Annotated in this window: 21 protein-coding genes; 14 read left to right on the top strand and 7 right to left on the bottom strand. The window is 66.7% G+C overall.

All coding sequences use genetic code 11. The features are described 5' to 3' along the window. Positions 1-185 precede the first annotated feature (185 nt). On the bottom strand, positions 186-1,163 hold the full coding sequence (locus FDW83_RS19570) for a hypothetical protein (RefSeq protein ID WP_240721011.1): 978 nt from the start codon (positions 1,161-1,163) through the stop codon (positions 186-188). A gap of 18 nt (positions 1,164-1,181) precedes the next feature. Here FDW83_RS19570 and FDW83_RS19575 point away from each other — a divergent pair, with 18 nt between their 5' ends. The 10 genes from FDW83_RS19575 to FDW83_RS15345 all read left to right on the top strand — a co-directional run bounded on the left by FDW83_RS19575 (position 1,182) and on the right by FDW83_RS15345 (position 11,217). Further along, positions 1,182-2,240 carry a hypothetical protein gene (locus FDW83_RS19575; protein ID WP_240721012.1) on the top strand — a complete coding sequence of 353 codons (1,059 nt, stop codon included), beginning with the start codon at positions 1,182-1,184 and terminating at the stop codon, positions 2,238-2,240. Between the two features lie 5 nt (positions 2,241-2,245). Next, on the top strand, positions 2,246-3,235 hold the full coding sequence (locus FDW83_RS15305; RefSeq protein ID WP_138138945.1) for an HAD-IIA family hydrolase: 990 nt from the start codon (positions 2,246-2,248) through the stop codon (positions 3,233-3,235). A gap of 9 nt (positions 3,236-3,244) precedes the next feature. After that, positions 3,245-3,499: a hypothetical protein gene (locus FDW83_RS15310; protein WP_138138946.1), complete on the top strand. Its 255-nt coding sequence runs from the start codon at positions 3,245-3,247 to the stop codon at positions 3,497-3,499. Next, on the top strand, positions 3,499-4,314 hold the full coding sequence (locus tag FDW83_RS15315; RefSeq protein WP_138138947.1) for a TlyA family RNA methyltransferase: 816 nt from the start codon (positions 3,499-3,501) through the stop codon (positions 4,312-4,314). Before FDW83_RS15310 ends, FDW83_RS15315 begins: the two co-directional genes overlap by 1 nt. Positions 4,315-4,327: 13 nt before the next feature. After that, positions 4,328-5,353, top strand: coding sequence for an NAD kinase (locus FDW83_RS15320; protein WP_138138948.1), 1,026 nt, complete (start codon positions 4,328-4,330; stop codon positions 5,351-5,353). A 4-nt stretch (positions 5,354-5,357) separates the two neighbouring features. Continuing rightward, positions 5,358-7,097, top strand: coding sequence for a DNA repair protein RecN (recN, locus tag FDW83_RS15325; protein ID WP_138138949.1), 1,740 nt, complete (start codon positions 5,358-5,360; stop codon positions 7,095-7,097). Positions 7,098-7,223: 126 nt separating this feature from the next. Continuing rightward, entirely contained in the window at positions 7,224-9,014 is a 1,791-nt protein-coding gene (locus FDW83_RS15330) for a CTP synthase (protein WP_138138950.1), read from the top strand. A gap of 27 nt (positions 9,015-9,041) precedes the next feature. After that, positions 9,042-9,701, top strand: a complete 660-nt coding sequence (locus FDW83_RS15335; protein ID WP_138138951.1) for an NUDIX hydrolase — start codon at positions 9,042-9,044, stop codon at positions 9,699-9,701. Continuing rightward, positions 9,701-10,732, top strand: coding sequence for a site-specific tyrosine recombinase XerD (gene xerD / locus FDW83_RS15340; protein WP_171027583.1), 1,032 nt, complete (start codon positions 9,701-9,703; stop codon positions 10,730-10,732). Before FDW83_RS15335 ends, xerD begins: the two co-directional genes overlap by 1 nt. Beyond that, positions 10,729-11,217, top strand: a complete 489-nt coding sequence (locus FDW83_RS15345) for an 8-oxo-dGTP diphosphatase (protein ID WP_138138952.1) — start codon at positions 10,729-10,731, stop codon at positions 11,215-11,217. Before xerD ends, FDW83_RS15345 begins: the two co-directional genes overlap by 4 nt. 71 nt (positions 11,218-11,288) lie before the next feature. Here the strand turns inward: FDW83_RS15345 and FDW83_RS15350 are convergent, their stop codons facing one another. The 6 genes from FDW83_RS15350 to FDW83_RS15375 all read right to left on the bottom strand — a co-directional run bounded on the left by FDW83_RS15350 (position 11,289) and on the right by FDW83_RS15375 (position 18,020). After that, positions 11,289-12,428 (bottom strand): bifunctional 2-methylcitrate synthase/citrate synthase, encoded by a 1,140-nt coding sequence (locus FDW83_RS15350; protein WP_138138953.1) that lies wholly within the window; start codon positions 12,426-12,428, stop codon positions 11,289-11,291. Between the two features lie 63 nt (positions 12,429-12,491). Continuing rightward, positions 12,492-13,397, bottom strand: a complete 906-nt coding sequence (prpB, locus tag FDW83_RS15355) for a methylisocitrate lyase (RefSeq protein WP_138138954.1) — start codon at positions 13,395-13,397, stop codon at positions 12,492-12,494. After that, positions 13,398-14,918, bottom strand: a complete 1,521-nt coding sequence (locus FDW83_RS15360; RefSeq protein ID WP_138138955.1) for an MmgE/PrpD family protein — start codon at positions 14,916-14,918, stop codon at positions 13,398-13,400. 9 nt (positions 14,919-14,927) lie between these two features. Next, a complete protein-coding gene (locus FDW83_RS15365) occupies positions 14,928-15,566 on the bottom strand; it encodes a GntR family transcriptional regulator (RefSeq protein WP_138138956.1) in 639 nt (212 codons plus the stop codon). 109 nt (positions 15,567-15,675) lie between these two features. Continuing rightward, complete coding sequence (locus FDW83_RS15370; protein ID WP_138138957.1) at positions 15,676-16,389, bottom strand: response regulator; 714 nt, start codon at positions 16,387-16,389, stop codon at positions 15,676-15,678. Further along, on the bottom strand, positions 16,386-18,020 hold the full coding sequence (locus FDW83_RS15375) for a sensor histidine kinase (RefSeq protein ID WP_138138958.1): 1,635 nt from the start codon (positions 18,018-18,020) through the stop codon (positions 16,386-16,388). The genes FDW83_RS15370 and FDW83_RS15375 overlap by 4 nt, the downstream gene beginning before the upstream one ends. A 170-nt stretch (positions 18,021-18,190) precedes the next feature. On the opposite strand from FDW83_RS15375, the gene FDW83_RS15380 reads away from it, so the two are divergent. The 4 genes from FDW83_RS15380 to FDW83_RS15395 all read left to right on the top strand — a co-directional run bounded on the left by FDW83_RS15380 (position 18,191) and on the right by FDW83_RS15395 (position 22,138). Next, positions 18,191-19,537 carry a cation:dicarboxylate symporter family transporter gene (locus FDW83_RS15380; RefSeq protein WP_138138959.1) on the top strand — a complete coding sequence of 449 codons (1,347 nt, stop codon included), beginning with the start codon at positions 18,191-18,193 and terminating at the stop codon, positions 19,535-19,537. 224 nt (positions 19,538-19,761) lie between these two features. Next, the gene (locus FDW83_RS15385) at positions 19,762-20,661 is read left to right on the top strand and encodes a ParA family protein (protein ID WP_138138960.1); all 900 of its coding nucleotides are present in this window, start codon (positions 19,762-19,764) and stop codon (positions 20,659-20,661) included. 8 nt (positions 20,662-20,669) lie between these two features. After that, positions 20,670-21,482 (top strand): ScpA family protein, encoded by an 813-nt coding sequence (locus FDW83_RS15390; protein ID WP_138138961.1) that lies wholly within the window; start codon positions 20,670-20,672, stop codon positions 21,480-21,482. Beyond that, complete coding sequence (locus FDW83_RS15395; protein ID WP_240721013.1) at positions 21,479-22,138, top strand: SMC-Scp complex subunit ScpB; 660 nt, start codon at positions 21,479-21,481, stop codon at positions 22,136-22,138. The genes FDW83_RS15390 and FDW83_RS15395 overlap by 4 nt, the downstream gene beginning before the upstream one ends. Positions 22,139-22,239: the final 101 nt, after the last annotated feature.

Below are 22,239 nucleotides of genomic sequence, written 5' to 3' on the forward strand. Positions count from 1 at the left end.
CGTCGGAGGTTCGGTTCTGGGTGTGAAGATTGCCACGAAGGGCTCCCGGGCGCCCGGCCGTGTCCCGGCTGATTAGGGTGCTCCTCTAGAATTGATGAAGATGTACGGACTTCGAAGCGCTTGATTTCGGGTTGCGTAGAAACGAAACACGGATACGAGCGGCTGCAGTTGCGCCAGTGGTCGGCTCACAACAGGAGGAATCCATTATGGCCGAGCACAACGGCGGCAGCCGCGGAAATGACCGCGGAGCGTTCCGGGGCAACAACAACTCCGGCGGCGAGCCGCGGGGCTTCCGGTCCCGCGGTAACCGCGACAACAACGATCCCTCCAGGCGTTCCTCGGGCAGCGGTGAACGCAAGCCGTTCGGCGACCGCCCGCGCCGGGATGACGGCGACCGCCGGGGGTTTGGCGGCGGGGAACGCAGGTCCTATGGGGACCGGGACAACCGGTCCTATGGCGATCGGCCGAGCCGTGAAGAGGGCGACCGCCGGGGCTTCGGTGGGGAGCGTAAGCCCTACGGGGATCGTGACCGTAAGCCGTTCGGTGATCGTCCGCGCCGGGACGGTGATAATGACCGCCGCAACTTCCCTGGCGAAGAGCGGAAGCCGTTCGGGGATCGTGACCGTAAACCCTTTGGTGATCGTCCGCGCCGGGACGGTGATAATGACCGCCGTAACTTCGCTGGCGGAGAGCGGAAGCCGTTCGGGGATCGTGACCGTAAGCCGTTCGGGGATCGTGACCGTAAGCCCTTTGGTGATCGTCCGCGCCGGGACGGTGATAATGACCGCCGTAACTTCGCTGGTGGAGAGCGGAAGCCGTTCGGGGATCGTGACCGGAAGCCGTTCGGGGATCGTGACCGGAAGCCCTTTGGTGATCGTCCGCGCCGGGACGGTGATAATGACCGCCGTAACTTCGCTGGCGGAGAGCGGAAGCCGTTCGGGGATCGTGACCGCAAGCCCTTCGGTGACCGCCCACGCCGTGATGAGGGCGACCCCCGCAGCTACGGTGGCGGGGACAACCGCAAACCGTTCGGCGACCGCCAGGACCGCCCGTCCCGCAACTTTGACCGCAACTTCGACCGTGGTCCCGCCCGCGGGGACGCGCCCCGCGGTGGTGCCCCCCGCGGCGATTCCGGTGAGCGCGCCTTCGGCGGCGACCGCCATGAGGACCGCCCCGCCAGGGTGCCCAACGCGAAGGACCTTCGCAGCGCCAACCGCCCGGACCGGGAACGGTCTCCCGAGATCGACGAGGACGTTACGGGTAAGGAGCTGGACCGCGCCACGCAGCACCAGATTAAGACCCTCGAACCGCGGAACGCGGAGTGGGTTGCCCGTCACCTGGTGATGGCCGGCCGGCTCATCGACGACGAACCTGAACTTGCCTTCCAGCATGCGCTGGCTGCCAGCCGGCGCGGCGGACGGCTCGCCGCAGTCCGTGAAGCCGTGGGCCTGACCGCGTACGCCGCCGGCCATTACGGCGAGGCGCTCCGGGAATTCCGAACCTACCGGCGCATCAGCGGTTCCAACGAGCACCTGCCCGTGATGGCTGACTGCGAGCGTGGACTGGGCCGTCCGGACCGCGCCCTGGACGTAGCACGCTCCGAGGAAGCCCAGGACCTGGACGCCCCCGGCAAGGTGGAACTGGCAATTGTCGCGTCGGGTGCAAGGCGCGATCTTGGCCAGATGGACGCAGCCGTGGCCGAACTGGAAATTCCGCAGCTGGACATCAACCGGGCCTTCTCCTACAGCCCCCGGCTCTTCCGCGCCTACGCCGACGCCCTCACCGCCGCCGGCCGCGAGGCTGAAGCCGACAGGTGGCAAAAGCAGGCTGTGGTTGCCGAGAACGCGCTGGGCCAGGGAATTGACGAAGAGCCTGACATCATCGACCTTGGCTGGGACGAGGAAGAAGAGGCCCGGGAGGAAGCCGAGCGCCGCCGTCGGAAGGACCGCGCGTCCGGCGCGGCGGAGACGGCTGCCGCTGCCGCTGCCGCCGGCGTGTCTGCCGCGCCAGCGGCTGCAACGTCCGACGCCGGCACTTCCGAAAGTGCCCCGCTTTCCCCGGCCGCGGATGAGGGTGTGGACACCAACCTCGATGACCAGGAAGCCGGCTACTTCGAATCGGACGATGCGGAGTCGGACGAGGATTCGGTGGAACAGGACGAGCTGCAATCCGAAGGGTTGGACGGCGAAAATCCGGAAGATCAGTTCACCGCAGGCCGCCAGGACACCCGGGAAGACTGACACGCATGACCAACGTTCCGCTGATTTCCCGGTTCGACGCACTCCTGGCAGACCTTGACGGAGTGGTGTACGCCGGCCCGCACGCGATTCCCGGCGCGGTCGAAGCGCTGAGGCAGCTGTCCGATGTGGGCGTGGGGCTGGGCTACGTCACCAACAATGCCTCCCGTTCCCCGGCCCAGGTCGCTGCCCACCTGCGTGAACTCGGTGCGCCTGCGGAGGACGACCAGGTGGTGAGCTCCTCCCAGGCCGCCGCGGAGCTGCTGGCTTCACGGCTGGCACCGGGCTCCCGCATCCTGATCACCGGCAGCCCGGCACTGGCCGCGGAAATCGAACTGGTGGGCCTGGTCCCGGTGTACAGCCAGGACGAGGACCCGGTGGCAGTGGTGCAGGGCTTCAATCCGGAGATCGGCTGGAAGCACCTTGCCGAGGCTGCCTACGTGGTCACCGCGGGTGCCTTTTGGGTGGCCACCAACACGGATATGTCCATCCCGCAAGCGCGCGGGATCGCACCCGGCAACGGCTCGCTGGTGGCGGCGGTGACAGCTGCCACCGGCAAACAGCCCCTTGTGGCAGGCAAGCCGGAAGCACCGCTCTTCCATTCAGCTGCCAAGCGGCTCGGCGCCGAACGACCGCTTGTGGTGGGCGACCGGCTGGACACGGATATCCTGGGTGGCAACAACGCCGGCTTCGCCACCGTAGCGGTGCTTACCGGCGTTGACACCCGGCAAAGCATACTTGCTGCACGGGCGGCCGAGCGGCCGGACTACATCATCGAAACGCTGCCGGACCTGCACCGCGCATATCCTGAGGTTACGCACGACGGCGGCACCTACACCTGCGGCGAGGCCACGGCCCGGGTGGCCAACGGAGCGGTGGGCATCATCGGCAGCAAGGATGACCTTAACGCCTGGCGCGCGGCGTGCGCGGCGTGGTGGGCAGCGACGCCTGATGCCGCCGTAGCGCAGGCGCCGCAGCTGGCCTGGCTGGATCATTAGACTGGTGGAATGACTGAGCTGACCGACTCTGCCGGGCACCTGGCAGCCCAGCCTTCCCCGGACTGGCCGCAGGCATCGGGCACCAGTATCACCGATCCTGCTGTAGCTGCCGTCCTGGCCCGGCTCGAAACCCTTCCGCAGTCTCCCGTGGCGGACCACGAAGCCGTGTACAACGGGCTTCACGACGTGCTGCTGGACGCCCTCAACGCCGAGCCGGGAGACGGCGGACCAGCAGGCAACCCGGCCACGGGCGGCGGAGCCTGATGCCCGTTCGCCTCGACCAGGCCCTGGTGGCCCGGGGCCTGGCCAGGTCGCGCACGCATGCCGCCGCCCTGATCGCGGAGGGGAAGGTCAGCTCGGCAGGCAAGGTACTGGCCAAAGCTTCCCTGCAGGTTGACGAGGACCGTGACCTCGGCGTCGAGCACAGCGAACAGGACACCTACGTCAGCCGCGCCGGACACAAACTCGCCGGCGCCCTGGCCGCCTTCCCCGAGGTATCGGCGGAAGGCAAACGGTGCCTTGACGCAGGCGCTTCCACAGGCGGTTTCACGGACGTCCTGCTCCGGCGGGGTGCGGCACACGTGGTGGCGGTCGACGTCGGGCACGGCCAGCTGGTGCCGCAGCTCCGGGAGGATGCCCGCGTCACTGTGCACGAGGGCATGAACGTGCGCTACATGGCACCGGAGGACATCGGCGGCGCCGCGGCGCTGACCGTGGCGGACCTGTCCTTCATCTCGCTCACGCTCGTAGTGGAGCCGCTGGCCCGCTGCACGGAGCCGGGCGGGGACCTGGTGCTCATGGTGAAGCCGCAGTTCGAGATCGGCAAGGACCGGCTGGGCCGGACGGGGGTAGTCACTTCCGGGCGAGAACGCCGGATGGCGGTGGAGAAAGTGGCCCTGGCAGCGCTCGACGCCGGGCTGGACCTTCGCGGGCTGGCGGCCAGTCCGTTGCCGGGCCAGGACGGAAACGTTGAATACTTCCTGTGGATAAAACGCAGGATCAGCCAAGACTTGCCTAAGATCGAAGAGCGGGAGGCAGCAGCCGCTGCCTTGCTCGGACGTATCTGGCCGAACCACTAGAGAGCGGAACCTGATGAGCAGGCGTGTACTGGTCCTTGCCCACACCGGCCGCGAGGAATCACTGAAAGCCGCCTGGGAGGCCTGTGCCCTGCTGCATTCCTCGGGCATCGTCCCGGTGATGCAGGAATCCGAGCTGGGCGACATGGAACGGTTTTTCGGGCATCTGGCCCAGCCGGTGGAAGTCCTCCACGACCACGTCCAGCTGCCGGAAGTGGAACTCGTGATGGTCCTGGGCGGCGACGGCACCATCCTGCGCGCCGCGGAACTGGTCCGTGAGGAGGACGTTCCGCTGCTGGGCGTCAACCTGGGCCACGTGGGTTTTCTGGCCGAAAGCGAGCGGGCGGACCTGGCCCAGACGGTCGAATGGATTGCCAGCCGAGAGTACACCGTGGAAGAACGCATGACCATCGACGTCCAGGTGTGGGTCCGCGGCCAGAAGATCTGGCACACGTGGGCGCTCAACGAGGCCGCGATCGAAAAGGCGAACCGGGAGCGCATGCTCGAGGTGGTCACGGAGGTGGACGAGCGCCCGCTCACGTCCTTCGGCTCTGACGGCATTGTCCTGGCCACCCCCACAGGTTCCACCGCCTACGCCTTCTCCGCCGGCGGACCGGTGGTCTGGCCCGAGGTGGAAGCCCTGGTCATCGTGCCCATCAGCGCCCACGCCCTGTTTGCCAAGCCGCTCGTCGTGTCCCCGCGGTCAAAGCTCGCCGTTGAGGTTCTCAACCGTACCGATGCCCAGGGCGTCCTGTGGTGCGACGGCCGCCGCTCTGTCGATTTGCCGCCCGGCGCCCGGGTGGAAGTGACCAAGTCGGCCATCCCCGTCCGGCTGGCCCGCACGCACCAGACCCCGTTCTCGGCCCGGCTGGTGCGCAAGTTCGAGTTGCCCATCCACGGGTGGCGCGGGCCTGTTCCACGGGCTGAGTCCATCCACACCGGTCCCATTCCGGTGGTCCGCACGCCCCGGCCCATGCCGCCGCTGCAGGGACCGCTTCCCGCCCCTTCCGATGCAGATACAGACCCGTCAACCGCAAAGTGAAAACATGCTTGAAGAACTGAGAATCCGCGATCTTGGCGTCATCACCGATGCGACCCTGCCGCTGGGTCCGGGCCTGAGCGTGGTGACCGGTGAAACCGGTGCCGGCAAGACCATGGTGGTCACCGCCGTCGGACTGCTGCTTGGTGCGCGGTCGGATGCCGGTGCAGTCCGGAGCGGAGCCAAGAGCGCAACGGCGGAGGCCGTGCTGAAGCTCGACGCGGGGCACCCCGCCGTTGCGCGTGCGCTGGACGCGGGCGCGGAGGCGGAGGAGTTCGACGGCGGCGCCGAGTTGATCCTGGCACGGCGCCTCAGCGCGGACGGACGCAGCCGTGCCTTCCTGGGCGGCCGCGCCGCGCCTGTGGGCGTCCTGGCCGAGATCGGTGAAACCCTGGTGGTTGTGCACGGCCAGTCAGACCAGATCCGGCTCAAGGGTGCGGCCGCCCAGCGGGCTGCCCTGGACAAGTTCGCAGGCGAATCCCTCGCAGGGCAGCTTGCCACGTACCAGGACCTGTACAGCCACTGGAAGGCCAGCCAGTCCGAACTGGATGAGCTCCGCAGTGCCGCCCGTGACAGGCTGCGTGAGGCCGAATCGCTGGAGCAGGCCCTGGCGGAAATCGACGAGGTGGATCCGCAGCCGGGGGAGGACGAGCTGCTGAAGGCGGAAGCCGTCAAACTGGCAAACGTCGAGGAACTGCGGATCGCAGCGACTACCGCCCACCAGGCCCTCATTGCGGAGGACTTTGGCGAGCAAGGGGACGCCACCACCCTGGTGGACGCTGCCAAGCGCACCCTGGAACACGTTGCCGAGCACGACGCCGCGCTGGGTTCAGCTGCCGCCCGGCTCGCCGAGGTGGGCTTCCTGCTCAACGACATCGCCACCGAACTGGCCAGCTACCAGGCAAGCCTGGACTCCGAAGGTCCGGAACGGCTCGCCGAGATCGAGGACCGGCGGGCATCCCTGGCCAAGCTGGTCCGGAAGTACGCCCCCACCATTGACGAAGTACTGGAGTGGGCGGAAAAGGCCCGGGCCAGGTTTGATGAGCTGCAGGACGATTCCTCCCGCATCGAGGCGCTGGACGCGGAGGTTGTCCGGGCGGAAGCGGAACTGACCAAGCAGGCTGCCGCGATCAGCAAGATCCGGGCAAAGGCCGGCAAAGAGCTTTCGGCACGCGTGAGCGCCGAACTCAAGGCGCTGGCCATGGCGGACGCCACCCTGGTGATCAACCTCGAGCCTGCCGGCCAGCTGGGCCCGCACGGCGCGGACGAGATCAGCTTCCTGCTGCAGCCGCACTCCGGCGCCCCGGCCCGGCCGCTGGGCAAGGGCGCATCCGGCGGTGAACTGTCCCGCGTGATGCTCGCCATCGAGGTGGTGCTGGCTGCCGTGGACCCCGTGCCTACATTCGTCTTCGACGAGGTGGACGCGGGCGTGGGCGGGCGCGCCGCCGTCGAGATCGGGCGCCGGCTGGCCATGCTGGCCCGCCACGTGCAGGTGCTGGTGGTCACCCACCTGCCGCAGGTCGCCGCATTCGCGGACCAGCACATCACCGTTACCAAGACTTCCGTCAGGGGAGCCGACGGCGGCACGGCCACCGGGTTCACCTCCAGTGACGTGCGCCTCCTCGACGGTCCGGAACGGGTCCGTGAACTGGCCCGCATGCTTGCCGGCCAGGAGGATTCGGAATCGGCGCGGGCGCACGCGCAGGAACTGCTGGATGACGCGAAACTCCTGCCGCAGCGGGCCTGACAGCCTTGTCCGGGGTGTTCCCGGCCGCGGTTCCTGTGGCGGTTCCGCCCTTGATAAGGGCACAGCCGGACAGGCACACTTGGACGTTTGGGGGACCAGTTTCCCGATCCGTGGAAGGCGCAATTGATGATAGGCTCGAATTCCGTGGTGCAGCGATCAAATTCCCGTGTAAATACCCGGTTCCCGGGCTCCTCCCAGACGACCAAACACATCTTCGTCACCGGCGGTGTGGCGTCCTCGCTCGGTAAGGGACTGACGGCCTCCAGCCTCGGCCACCTCCTGCGTGCGCGCGGCCTCTCTGTAACTATGCAGAAGCTCGATCCCTACCTGAACGTGGATCCGGGCACAATGAACCCGTTCCAGCACGGCGAGGTCTTCGTCACGGACGACGGCGCTGAGACCGACCTCGATATCGGGCACTACGAGCGCTTCCTCGACGAGAACCTTGAAGGCTCGGCCAACGTGACCACCGGCCAGATCTACTCCACGGTGATCGCCAAGGAGCGGCGCGGCGAGTACCTCGGCGATACCGTCCAGGTCATCCCGCACATCACCGATGAAATCAAGCGCCGCATGCGCCTGCCCGCAGAAGGCAAGAACGCCCCGGACGTCATCATCACCGAGATCGGCGGCACCGTTGGCGACATCGAATCCCAGCCGTTCCTGGAGTCCGCCCGCCAGGTGCGCCAGGACATCGGCCGCACCAACGTGTTCTTCCTCCACGTTTCGCTGGTCCCGTACATCGGGCCGTCGCAGGAACTGAAGACCAAGCCCACCCAGCACTCCGTCGCTGCGCTGCGGTCCATCGGCATCCAGCCGGAGGCCATCGTGATCCGCTCGGACCGCGAGGTACCCGAGGCCATGCGGGAAAAGATCGGGCGGATGTGCGACGTCGACATCGACGCCGTGGTCAACGCCGCGGACGCCCCCAGCATCTACGACATCCCCAAGACGCTGCACAGCCAGGGCCTGGACTCCTACATCGTGCGCGCCCTGGACCTTCCCTTCAAGGATGTGGACTGGACCAGCTGGGACCGGCTGCTCGAGGCCGTCCACAACCCCAAGCACCACGTCGAGATCGCACTTGTGGGCAAGTACATCGACCTTCCGGACGCCTATCTCTCCGTGACCGAGGCCCTGCGCGCCGGCGGTTTCGCCAACGAGGCCAAGGTCAAGATCCGCTGGGTCCCGTCGGATGAATGTGAAACCCGCGAGGGCGCCATCAAGGCGCTCGACGGCGTCAACGCGATTTGCGTCCCGGGCGGCTTCGGCATCCGCGGCCTCGAGGGCAAGCTCGGCGCGCTGAAGTTCGCACGCGAAACCAAGCTGCCCGTCCTCGGCCTCTGCCTTGGCCTGCAGTGCATGGTTATCGAGTACGCCCGCAACGTGGTGGGCCTGGAAGGCGCCTCCTCCAGCGAATTCGAGCCGAACTCAAAGTACCCGGTGATCGCCACCATGGAGGAGCAGCTGGAATTCGTCGAGGGCCGCGGCGACCTGGGCGGCACCATGCGCCTGGGCCTGTACGAAGCCAAGCTTGATGCGGGATCCGTCATCGCCGGCACCTACGGCAGGACCACCGTCAGCGAGCGGCACCGCCACCGGTACGAGGTCAACAACAAGTACCGTGACCAGATCGCCGCCGAAGGGCTGGTCTTCTCCGGCACGTCCCCGGACGGCAAGCTCGTCGAGTTCGTGGAGCTGCCCGCGGACGTCCACCCGTACTATGTGGCCACCCAGGCGCACCCCGAGCTGAGCTCGCGCCCCACCCGCCCGCACCCGCTGTTCGCGGGCCTGGTCAAGGCAGCCCTGGACCACCAGACCGCAGGCGGGCAGGACACGGGCAGCCAGGCCGGTGCCGACACGGTGGCGGCTGGAACTGCTGACGCCCGGCAGTCCGGTACGGTAACCGCTAAGTAGTCCATACAACAGAAGAAGGACGGCGCGATGCCCGGTACACCTGAAGCCACCCATGTAGTGCAGGTTTCGGATGCACCGAGCCCGCGCCGTCTTTTGTCTACCGAGAAGGTCTATGAGGGCCGGATCTGGGATGTCGTAAGCGACACGTTCCAGTTGCAGGAGACGGGCGAAGCCCTTACCCGGGACTACATTGAGCACCCCGGCGCGGTGGCCGTCCTTCCCATGAACGAGGCCGGTGAGATCCTGCTGCTGAAGCAGTACCGGCATCCGGTGGGCATGGACCTTTGGGAAATCCCGGCCGGCCTGCTCGATGTTGAGGGCGAAGACTTTGTGGTGGGGGCGGCCCGCGAACTCACCGAAGAAGCGGACCTGGCCGCCGGGACCTGGAATGTGCTGGCGGATGTCTTCAATTCCCCCGGATCATCCAGCGAAGCCATCCGGGTCTACCTTGCCCGGGACCTTATCGAGGTGCCCCATCACGATCGCCACGAGCGGACGGACGAGGAAGCGGAGATCGAGTTCCACTGGATCAGCCTGGACGACGCCGTGGCCTCGGTACTGGCGGGCCGGCTCCACAACCCGTCCGCCGTCGTCGGGATCCTTGCCGCAGCCGCGGCGCGGGCTGATGGCTACGCAAGCCTGCGTCCCGCCGATGCCCCCTGGCCTGCGCACCCCAGCCAGCGCTGATGGTCCCCGGTCCCTCGGCCGAAGCAGCACCATCAGCCGAAGCAGCCCCCCTCGCCCAACCGGCCCCTGCCCTCAAGGCGGCCCCGGCACCCCTCCCCACCGCCATCGACCGCGGCATCACGGACTACCTCCAGCACGTGGGCGTGGAACGCGGGCTGGCAGCAAACACCCTTGCCGCTTACCGCCGCGACCTCGCCCGCTATGCCCGCTACCTTGAGGCAGCGGGGTGCCGGCGGCCGGAGGACATCACGCGCCACCATGTGACCGGCTATGTCCGCGCCCTCTCCGACGGGTCCGACGGCGGTTCCGCCCTGGGCATCCGCTCGGCGGCCAGGACCGTGGTGGCGGTCCGCGGACTGCACAAGTTTTGGGCACTGGAAGGCCATACCCCCACAGACCCCGCCAGCGAGGTCCACCCGCCCATGGCCGGAAAGCGGCTGCCGAAGGCCATCAGCGTGGACGAGGTCACCAGGATCCTGGAAGCGGCCGGGACGGATACCGCCACCGGGCTCCGGGACCGGGCCCTGCTGGAGTTCCTGTATTCGACGGGGGCCCGGATCAGCGAGGCCGTGGGGCTGGACGTGGACGATATCTCCCTGGCGGACGCCGGTGACGGGCCGGCCATCGTCCGCCTCTTCGGCAAGGGGTCCAAGGAGCGGATGGTTCCGTTGGGCTCGTACGGGGCCCGTGCCCTGGACGCCTACCTGGTGCGGGGCCGTCCGTTGCTGGCCGCCAAAGGCAAGGGAACACCCGCGTTGTTCCTGAATGCGCGCGGGGGAAGGCTTAGCCGCCAGAGCGCCTGGACCATCCTGAAGTCGGCCGCGGAGAAGGCCAGCATCACCAAGGACGTTTCCCCCCACACGCTGCGGCATTCGTTCGCTACCCACCTGCTGGAAGGCGGCGCTGACGTCCGGGTGGTCCAGGAACTCCTGGGCCACGCTTCGGTGACCACCACGCAGGTTTACACCCTGGTGACCGCGGATACCCTGCGCGAAATCTACGCGGCCGCCCACCCGAGGGCTGTCGGATGACCGCGGCGGGGGCCGCCGTCACCCTGTGCTTCCTCCTGCGGGACACCCCGGACGGCACTGAGGTGCTGCTCGGCCTGAAGCGTACCGGGTTCGGCAGGGGCAAGGTGGTTGGGATCGGCGGGCACGTGGAGCCGGGGGAGAGCCACCGCGAGGCGGTCATCCGGGAAGTCTTCGAGGAGACAGGGGTGACGGTGCGGCCGGAGGACCTGGCGGACGCCGGCGCGGTCCGGTTCGTTTTCCCGGCGCGCCCGGAATGGAACATGGACACCCGCCTCTTCACGGCCAGGCACTGGCTTGGCGAACCGGCGTCCAGCGAGGAAATCATGCCGGAGTGGTTCCACACCAGCAGCCTTCCGGCGGACCGCATGTGGCAGGACGCCGACCACTGGCTGCCGGTGGTGCTCGAAGGCGGCCGGGTCAACGTGGTGGTCACCATGCACACGGACAACGAATCCGTCGCCTCGTCCGAAAGCCTCCTGCCCTGACGTGGCGTAACGCCGACGGCGGACTGCCTGCCAAGGCGGGCAACCCGTCGTCGTGCAGTGAAGGCCAGCGGCTACGGCAGGTGCCGTTCCTCCGCACCCACGTACTCGCTCAGCGGCCGGATCAGCGAATTGGCATCCAGCTGCTCCATGACGTGGGCTGTCCACCCCGTGATCCGGCTGGCCACGAACAGCGGGGTGAAGGTGGCCGTATCGAATCCCATGAGGTGGTAGGTGGGTCCGGCAGGGTAGTCCAGGTTGGGCTTGATGCCCTTGGCCTCCTCCATCGCGGTTTCCAGGCCCTGGTACAGGCCCAGCAGCTCAGGCCGGCCGTAGTGGGCAATCATCTTGTCCAGCGCCGCCTTCATGGTGGGGACGCGGGAGTCGCCATGCTTGTAGACCCGGTGGCCGAAGCCCATGACCTTCTTTTTCTGCGCCAGGGCGTTGTCCATCCACGCCCTGGCCCGGGCGGCCGCTTCCTCCAGGGACTCCTGCGGGCGGATGCCGATCTCGTCGAACGTGTGCATCACGGCTTCGTTGGCACCGCCGTGCAACGGTCCCTTCAGGGCTCCAATCGCTCCGGTGACGGCCGAGTGCAGGTCCGAAAGCGTGGACGTGATCACCCGGGCGGTGAACGTGGACGCGTTGAAGGAGTGCTCGGCGTACAGGATCATCGAAACGTTGAACGCTTCCACCACCTCCGGGACCTGTTCCTCGCCAAAGGCCATCCACAGGAAGTTGGCCGAGTAGCCAAGGTCCTCGCGGGGCTCCACAACGTCCTGGCTGCGGCGGCGGCGCTGGTCATAGGCCACGACGGCGGGCATTGCGGAGAACAGATCCACCGCCTTGGCCATATTGGCTTCGCGTGAGGAGTCCTCTGCCAGCGGATGACGCGCGCCCAGCACGGACGCGGCGGTCCGGCAGACATCCATGGGATGGGCGCTGGTGGGCAGCGCGTCGATTACCTGCTTCACCACCGGGTCCAGGGCCCGTCCGGCACGTTCCCGCGCGGTGAACTCCGCCAGCTGCTCCCCGGAGGGAAGTTCTCCGTTCCAGAGGAGGTAGGCCACCTGCTCGAAGCTGCAGCGGGCGGCCAGTTCCTGGACGGGATACCCGCGGTAGAGCAGGGAATTGGTGTCCGGATTGACCTTGGAGACGGAGGTGTAATCCACCACGACGCCGGCGAGGCCCTTTTTGATGTCCTGTTCAGCCATGCTGAAACTCCTTTGTTCCTGTCGCCTGTTGGATGCTGGTCCCAGCCGGCGGGTGGCTCTGGTTTAGTGCTTGCCCGGGACCTGGAAGTTGAAGACTTCCGTGTCGAACCTGTTGTACCCCTCGTAGTCCACGAGGTCGTAGAGACGTGCACGGGTGAGCATGTTGCCCACCTGTGCTTCCTGCGTTCCGTTTGCCTTGATCGAGTCCAGCGTACGCTCGGCGGCGCCCATGGCACTACGGAGGAGGGTGACGGGATAGATCACCATGTTCACGCCCGCGTCCTGGAGCTGTTCCGTGGTGAAGAGGTCGCTTTTGCCGAATTCGGTCATGTTGGCAAGGATGGGCACGTCCACGGCGTCCCGGATGGCCTGGAACTCCGCCAGGTCCTTCATGGCCTCGGGGAAGATTGCGTCCGCCCCGGCGTCCACGAGGGCTTGGGCACGGTCCTGCGCGGCGGCGAGCCCCTCCACGGCGCGGATGTCTGTGCGCGCCATGATGAGGAAGTTCCGGTCGCGGCGGGCGTCTGCGGCGGCACGGATGCGTTTGGTGGCGGTGTCCAGGTCCACCACGTTCTTGCCGTCCAGGTGGCCGCAGCGCTTGGGGTTGAACTGGTCCTCGATATGGCAGCCCGCCAGGCCGGCGTTTTCAAGTTCCTGGACGGTACGGGCCACGTTCATTGGTTCGCCGAAGCCGGTGTCGGCGTCAACGATGGCGGGCAGGTCGGTCATCCTCGCGATCTGGCCGGACCTGGTTGCCACCTCGGTGAGGGTGGTCAGGCCGATGTCGGGCAGGCCGAGGTCGTTGGCCAGGACGGCGCCGGAGATGTAGACGCCCTCAAAACCCTTCTCCTGGATCAGCCGGGCCGAGAGCGGGTTGAACGCGCCCGGGAACTGCACGATGCGCCCGCCGGCCAGGAGTTCGCGGAACCTGATCCGCTTCTGTTCGGGCGTGGTAGTGGAGTACAGCATCTAGAACAGTCCTTTCGGTGCCGCGTCCAGGTTGATGACGCCGGGAGCGGCGGTGATGTTGAGCTGGTCCAGTTCGCCGGCAGCGAGTTCGGGGAGGCGCTCGACGGCGGCGAGGAACCTTTCGATTTCGGTTTCCGCCACGAGCCCCGCGGCGAGCGTGCGGAACTTGTGCACGTACTGCCCGCGGGCGAACGGGCGGGCGCCGAGCGGGTGGGCGTCCGCAACGGCGATCCCGTCCCTGACGATGGTGCCGTCGGCCAGGGTGATGTCCACGGAGCCGCCGAAGGCTTTTTCGTTGATGTCCAGGGAGTGGTAGCGGCGGGTCCACTCCGGGTCCTCCTCGGTAGTGACTTTTTGCCACAGTGCCACGGTGTCGGGTCGGGCGGCACGTTCGGGGGTGTAGGAGTCCACGTGGTGCCAGGACCCGTCCTGCAGGGCAACGGTGAAGATGTACGGAATGGAGTGGTCCAGGGTTTCCCGGGAGGCGGTAGGGGAGTACTTCTGGGGATCGTTGGCGCCGGAGCCAATGACGTAGTGGGTGTGGTGGCTGGTTCTGATGAGCACTGACCGCACGTTGGCGGGATCAGTGGCTTCGGGGTGTTCGAGGTGGAGCTTGCGGGCGAGGTCGATCCAGGCCTGGGCCTGGTATTCGGCGGAGTGTTCCTTGGTGTAAGTGTCCAGGATCGCGCGCTTTGCCTCACCGGGCGCCGGGAGGGGGACCTGGTAGGAGGCGTCGGGGCCGTCCAGCAGCCAGGCAATCACGCCGTCCTCGCCTTCGTAGATGGGCACCGGTGAGGTTTGTCCGCGCATGGCCCGGTCGGCGGCCTCCACGGCCATCTTTCCGGCGAACGCGGGGGCGTGGGCTTTCCAGGTTGAGATCTCGCCCTTGCGGGACTGGCGGGTCGCGGTGGTGGTGTGCAGTGCCTGGCCCACGGACTGGAAGATGGTTTCGACGCCGAGTCCCAGCAGGGTGCCGATGCCCGCCGCTGCCGCGGGGCCGAGGTGGGCCACGTGGTCGATTTTGTGCTTGTGCAGGCAAATGGCCTTGACCAGGTTCACCTGGATCTCATAGCCGGTGGCGATGCCGCGGACCAGGTCCCGTCCGCTGGCGTCGGTGTGCTGCGCGACAGCCAGGATCGGGGGAATGTTGTCGCCGGGGTGGGAATAGTCTGCGGCGAGGAAGGTGTCGTGGTAGTCCAGCTCCCTTACCGCCACGCCGTTCGCCCAGGCAGCCCACTCGGGGGACACCCGCTCTTCGATGCCGAACACCCTGGCACCCTTGCCGCCGGCGCTGGGCGCGTGCGCCAGGGCCTGTGCCCGGGCGGCGACGATCGGTGCCCGGTTCAGCGACGCGATGGCCACCGATGCGTTGTCGATGATCCGGTTGACCACCATGTCGGCCACATCGTCTGTGACCTCGACGGGGTCGGCGGCGACCATGGCGATTTTGTGCGCCAGCTGGTCTTCGCGGGCAAGGTTTTCTTCACTCTTGTACACGCGGACGTGGTGTTCCTGGACCATGGGTCTCCTTCAGTTGGTCTGGCAGGTGGCTTTGATGTGGGAAAGGCTGCGGTGCAGGTGGACAATCGTGGCAGCTTCAGCCAGCCGCGGGTTGCCATCCGCGATGGCACCGGCGATGGCGGCGTGCTCGCCTGCTGCGGCGGTCAGCCGGCCCGGGTTGTCGGCTGCCATCCGGCGGATGCGGACCAGGTGTACGCGCAGGCCCCGCATTGCCTGCACGAGGTATGAGTTGGCGACGGCTGAATCGATGGCCTCGTCCAGCCGGGCCGCCAGTTCGTAATACTTGTGGGTCGCGGGTGCGGGGCCAGCCAGGAGTGCCGGGGCTTCCAGCAGTTCTTCCTGCAACCGGCGGAACACGGCAGCCTCCCCGCGCCTGGCGGCAAGGAACGCTGCCCTTCCTTCCAGCGTTTCCCGCAGTTCGAAGAGCTCATCGATGTCAGCCAGCGATATGCCGGTGACGACGACACCGCGGCCACCCGCCGTCGTAAGCCCTTCCGCCGTGAGGCGGCCCAGCGCCTCGCGAAGCGGAGTGCGGGACACCCCGAGGCGTTCGGACTGCTCCACTTCGGCAAGGAGGGAACCGGGCGGCAGCCGCCATTCGACGATGTCGTCCCGCAGCGCCGCGTAGGCTCGTTCACTGGCACGCACTGCTGCTCCCTTCGGCCGAGACGTTCCCAGTGTATACACTGACGTGTCCAAAAAAGGCATAGCGGCAGGAAACTCAACTCTTTCCCCCGTTGTGTATACAGAGAGTGGGTTACCTCCCAGTCCAGCGGTACTCGTTCTCCGGACGGCCGGGGGTTCCGTACCGCGCAGTGCGGGACACCGTGCCCGCGTCGGCCAGGTACTCAAGGTAGCGGCGGGCGGTCACCCTGGACATGCCCAGGGCATCCATGACCTCCGTGGCGGATACGGCACCCTGCTCGCGTTTCAGGAAGTCCTGGACGGATTCCAGCGTGGACACGGACAGTCCCTTCGGCAACGGCAGCTCCGATGGTGCCCGCAGGCTGGCGAAGGCCTGGTCCACCTCGCTTTGCGAGGCTGCGGACTTGCCGGAGGCGGAGCCCGGACGTGCGAGCTGCTGCCGGAACTGCCGGTAGCTCTCCAGCTTGTCCGCGAAGGTGGCAAACGTGAACGGCTTGATCAGGTACTGCACCACGCCGATGGCCACCGCGCTGCGCACGATTGCCAGTTCCCGGACGGCCGTGATGGCGATGATGTCGGCCAGGATGCCCGCCGACCGCATCCGCCGGGCGATGTCCAGGCCGTGGAGGTCCGGCAGGTTCATGTCCAGCAGGACAAGTTCCACAGGGTTGCCTGCCGCCGAAAACTCCGTGAGGAGCCGCAGCGCGGACTGGCCGTCAGGCGCGGTACCAGCGAGTTCGAATCCCGGCAGCCTGCCTACATAGGCTGCATGGGCTGCAGACGCAATGGCCTCATCCTCAACCACCAGGACGCGGATGTTGCTCACTGTTGGTGCTCCTTTCCCGGGGAAACCGCTGCGGGGAGGAACACCTCGAATTTCGCACCGCGCCGTCCGTTAATCGCCAGCGTACCTCCCAGGCGCTGAACTGCCTGCCGGACAAGGGCCAGCCCGATGCCGCGTCCTCCCGGCACCGCAGGCTTGGTGCTGTAACCGTGGCGGAAAATGTCATCGGCAGCGGCGGGATCGATGGGTGGCCCGGAATCGTGGACAGCGATATCGAGGCCTTCCTCGTCCGATTCCACGGTCAGTTCAACACGGCGGGGAGGGGGCCCCTCCGCCGCGGCGTCAATCGCGTTGTCCAGCAGGTTTCCCAGGATGGTCACCAGGTCCTGGACGGCGATCCCGGCGGCAGTTCCGGCGCCCAGTGCTGCCACGTCCAGCTGCACACCCCGCTCATGTGCCTCTGCCACCTTGCCCACAACCAGCGCGCCCAGGACCGGCTCATCCACCGAGCCCACCATGTCGTCCGTCAGCTGTTGGCTCAGGGCAAGGTCCCTGGTGGCAAAGTCGAGGGCTTCCCGGGTGCGGCCGAGCTCAAGGAGCGAGACCATGGTGTGAAGCCGGTTCGCGTGCTCGTGCGTCTGCGCCCGCAGTGCGTCGGACAGGGTCCGCATGGTTTCCAGCTCGTTGCCCAGCGCCTCGATCTCCGTCCGGTCCCGCAGCGTGGCCACCGTGCCGTACACCGGTGCCCTGCCGCGGGCACCGGCGGATTCCGGCCCCTTGGCCGGCCCCTGGTTCACCACCAGGACCCGCGACCCGGTGAGGACGATCTCGTCCTTGGCCGTGCGGCCGGATTCAAACAGGCGCCGCAGCCCGTCGTCGATCGGCAGGTCCGCCAGGGCAGGGGGACGCAGGGGGTCCCTGCCGTCCGTTGCCGCCAGGCCCAGGAGTTCGGCAGCCTGGTCGTTGTACATCACCACGCTGCCCTTCGCATCAATCAGGATCAGTCCTTCGCGGACCGAGTGCAGGACCGATTCGTAGTACGCGAACAGCTGAGCCAGCTGCTCCGGCCCCCATCCCCGGGTGACGCGCCGCAGGTACCGGCCAAGAAGCCACGATGCCCACGATCCGCCCAGCAGCAGGGCGAGCCCGATGCCCAGCAGGGCGGGCAGGCGGGCAGCGAAAGCCACGTCCACGGTCCCTACCGTCACGCCCGCAGCCACCAGTGCCCTGACCGTCCCTGTTTCGTCCTTGACCGGAACGATGGTCCGTGCCGACGGACCAAGAGTCCCGGCAGTGACTTCGGTGAACTCCCCGCCCCTCAACGCGGCCTCGATGGAGCCGATGTAGGGGCGGCCGACTTCCTCTTCCCGTGGATGCGTCCACCGGGTCCGGTCCGGAGCCATGATGGTGATGAAGTCGACGTCCGCGGTGGCCATGACGTCACGGACGTAGGGCTGCAGCATGGATGGCGGATCGGCGGAGCCGGCGGCCTCCAGCACCAGCGGGCTCGCGGCAATCGAGTTGGCGATTCCCGCCATCCGGACGCCTGCCTCGTCGTACGTCCGGTCCCGGGCATCCACGTAGGCGGCTGTGCCCACGATGGCGATCAGCACCACCACGATCAGCAGGTTCGCCACAAAGAGCCGGCGGGCGATACTCCAGTGATGGATCATCTGATACCCCTCCGGCCAGGCGTGACGAAAAAACAGTGCGCCACGACCAATATGAACGCAACGGTGAGCTGGGTCACGGCCTGCCCAATGATGGATGTCACACCGGAAGGACGTTTGAGCCCAGAGAATGTGCCGCAACGTCTATCAGATTATCCATAAGGAGACACATCATGGCTTCTCAACGGGGAGAGTCGCTCGACACCGTGAAGTCGCGGCGCAAGGGCATCGACAAGTCGCACTACCTCTACATTGCCGTCATCGCCGCCGTTATCCTCGGCGCGCTGGTGGGCCTGATGTTCCCTGAGGCGGGCAAGTCACTCAAGCCCCTGGGCGACGGGTTCATCAAGCTGATCAAGATGATGATCGCCCCGGTCATCTTCTGCACCATCGTCCTGGGTATCGGTTCCATTGCCAAGGCAGCGACAGTGGGCAAGGTGGGCGGCCTCGCGCTGGGCTACTTCGTCCTGATGTCCACGTTTGCGCTCGCCATCGGCCTGGTGGTGGGCAACCTCATCCACCCCGGTGACGGCCTGAAGCTGGCCCCGTACGACCCCTCCAAGAAGGCGGAAGTTGACAGCACTGTTGCCTTCCTCCTCGGGATTATCCCGGGCGACATCCCAGTCCTTCCCACCCTCTTTGCTGCCATCCTCGTTGGGTTCGCCCTGCAGAAGATGGGCCCGCAGGGGGCTCCCATCCTCAAGGCCATCGGCCACGGCCAGGTCCTCGTCTTCCGTATCCTCATCATGATCATGTGGCTTGCCCCCGTGGGCGCCTTCGGTGCCATCGCCGCCGTCGTCGGAGCTACCGGCGTCCAGGCCATCGTCAGCATGTTCACCCTGATGGCCGCCTTCTATATCACCTGCGCACTGTTCATCGTGATCATCCTCGGCGGACTGCTCAAGGTGGTCACCGGCGTCAACATCTTCAAGCTGATGAAGTACCTGGCCCGCGAGTACCTGCTCATCTTCTCCACCTCCTCCTCCGAAGCAGCGCTGCCCCGCCTGATCGCGAAGATGGAGCACCTCGGTGTCTCCAAGCCCGTCGTCGGCGTCACCGTCCCCACGGGCTACTCCTTCAACCTTGACGGCACCGCCATCTACCTGACCATGGCCTCGCTCTTCGTGGCGAACGCCATGGGCACCCCGCTGGACCTTGGCGCCCAGATCTCCCTGCTGATCTTCATGATCATCGCTTCCAAGGGTGCAGCCGGCGTCACCGGTGCCGGCCTCGCCACCCTCGCTGCCGGCCTGCAGGCCCACAAGCCGGAACTGCTGGGCGGCGTGGGCATGATCGTCGGCATCGACCGGTTCATGTCCGAAGCCCGCGCCCTGACCAACTTCACCGGCAACGCCGTAGCCACCGTCCTGATCGGCACCTGGGTCAAGGAGATCGACGGCGGACAGGTGAACCGCGTCCTCTCCGGCGAGACGCCCTTCGATGAGCAGACCATGATCGCCGGCCACGGCGAGGCCGCTCCGGAGCAGGCGGAAGCCCGACCGGTCCCGGTAAACGCCTAACGGCCAAGTCCGCCAGAACCGCCCCCGCAGCGCTGCTGCGGGGGCGGTTTTTGTCCGTCCGATCGAGCAACCTTCGACCTCTAGTAGAGGGTCAGGCTCAACATCCGCTTAAAGTCAAGTTCCGTCGATTACCGTGTCGGCCCCTGTAGCCTTGGGGGAAGAATTATCGGCGCTGGTCTTCCCAGCGGCAGGCAATAACCGTCATCGAAAGTGTGGACAGATACGTGAGCAGCGAACAGGGTTCAGCAACTCTGGAGGGCACGGCATTCGACCTGGACAACGCGGTGATGGGTCCCACGGGGCGCCCATTCCGCGAATTCCCGGAACCCGCGCCGCTGTCCTCCCACGGTCCGGCCCGCGTCATCGCCATGGTGAACCAAAAGGGCGGCGTCGGGAAGACCACTTCCACCATCAACCTGGCTGCGGCGCTTGCTGAGTACGGCCGCCGCGTCCTCCTGGTCGATTTCGATCCCCAGGGAGCCCTCTCCGCCGGCCTTGGCGTTAATCCGCACGAACTCGACCTCACGGTCTACAACGTGCTGATGGACCGTAAGGTGGACATTCGCGAGGCCATCCACCAGACCGGCGTGGAGAACGTGGACCTGCTTCCGGCCAACATCGACCTCTCAGCCGCCGAGGTGCAGCTCGTCAACGAGGTTGCCCGGGAACAGGTGCTTGACCGCGCCCTGAAGAAGGTGGAAGACGACTACGACGTGGTCCTGATCGACTGCCAGCCGTCCCTTGGCCTCCTGACCGTCAACGCGCTTACCGCAGCGCACGGGGTCATCATTCCGCTGATCTGCGAGTTCTTCGCCCTGCGGGCCGTGGCGTTGCTGGTGGAGACCATCGACAAGGTCCAGGACCGCCTTAACCCGCGACTGCAGGTGGACGGCGTCCTTGCCACCATGTACGACGCCCGCACCCTGCACAGCCGCGAGGTCATCGCCCGGCTGGTGGAGGCTTTCGGGGACAAGGTCTTCGAAACCGTCATCAAGCGGTCCATCAAGTTTGCCGACGCCACAGTTGCTGCCGAACCCATCACCACGTACGCCGGAAACCATGTGGGTGCCGACTCCTACCGCCGGCTCGCCAAAGAACTGATCTCCCGCGGCGGCGCGCCGTAGCTCCTGCCGTGGCCGATCCCAAGCCGGGCTTCGAGGTACGGCTGGCCAACTTCACCGGTCCGTTCGACCTCCTGTTGGGGCTCATCGCAAAGCACAAGCTGGACATCACTGAGGTGGCGCTTGCCTCGGTCACCGACGAGTTCATCAAGTACATCCGCAAGCTGCAGGACATGGGCGGGGAATGGGCCCTCGACGAGGCGAGCGAGTTCCTGGTGATAGCGGCAACGCTCCTGGACCTCAAGGCTGCCCGGCTGCTCCCGGCCGGCGAGGTGGAAGACGACGAGGACATCGCACTGCTCGAAGCGCGGGACCTGTTGTTTGCGCGGCTGCTCCAGTACAAGGCGTTTAAGCAGGTGGCGGGCCTGCTGGGCGAAACCCTGCATCAGGAAGGCCGGCGCTTCCCCCGCCAGGTGGGGCTGGAGGCACACTTCGCAGCCATGCTGCCCGAACTGGTATGGAAACACACTCCCGAACAGTTCGCCGCCCTGGCCGAAGCAGCCCTGCGCCCCAAAGCTCCCCGGCCGGTGCAGGTCGGAACCAGCCACCTGCACGGCAGCCCGGTCAGCGTGAAGGAGCAGGCGGGGCTCCTCGGGCTCCGGCTGCAGCAGGAATCACCACAGACTTTCCGCGCGCTGGTTGCCGACGCGGACTCCACCCTGGTCGTCGTGGCCAGGTTCCTGGCGCTGCTGGAGCTGTTCCGGGACAAAGCGGTGTCGTTTGACCAGTTGTCGCCGCTTGCCGACCTCGCCGTCCATTGGACCGGCGGGCTGGGGGACTGGTCGGCGGAAAACCTGAGCGAGGAATACGAGGAGCAGCCGTGAACGGACAACTGCCGGAAAGCACATTGCCGGGACGGAATGTCCATGACCTGCCCGGCGGGGCGAAAGCCGCCCTTGAAGCGGTCCTGATGGTCCTCGACCAGCCCGCCACGGAGGACGAACTGGCTGCCGGCCTTGAGCTTCCCGTCGACGCCATCAGGGCCATACTGGCTGAGCTTGAGCGCGAGTATAACGGCTATACTGTTAACGCCCCGGACAAGGAAGAGGTCAGCACCGCTGGTTTCGGTTCCAGCCCCCGGGGCTTTGAATTGCGGAACATCGCCGGTGGGTGGCGCATCTATTCGCGGGCAGAATTTGCCGACATTGTCGGCAAGTACGTGCTCGACGGACAGACAGCCAGGCTCACTCAGGCGGCATTGGAAACCCTCGCGGTCATCGCGTACCGCCAGCCGGTTTCCCGGGCACGGGTGTCCGCGATTCGCGGCGTCAATGTTGACTCTGTCGTACGGACACTTGCGCAGCGCGGGCTGATCGAGGATGCGGGCACGGATCCTGAGTCCGGGGCCATTCTTTACCGGACAACGTCATACTTTCTGGAACGGATGGGTATCGGCTCAGTAGCGGACCTGCCGCAGTTGTCCCCGCACCTTCCGGGACTGGAAGGCATCGCGGAGTTCTACGACGCCGACAGGATGTAGGCCGGTACCGGCCTGCAGCGGAATAATTTATCAGGGCAGAGTAAATCTGCGTGGCTGGCTAGGGTTGTCCTTGGACACTTGCCGGCCAAAACCACGAAGGA

It is taken from the genome of Pseudarthrobacter sp. NamE2 (assembly GCF_005796205.1).
GTDB lineage: Bacteria > Actinomycetota > Actinomycetes > Actinomycetales > Micrococcaceae > Arthrobacter.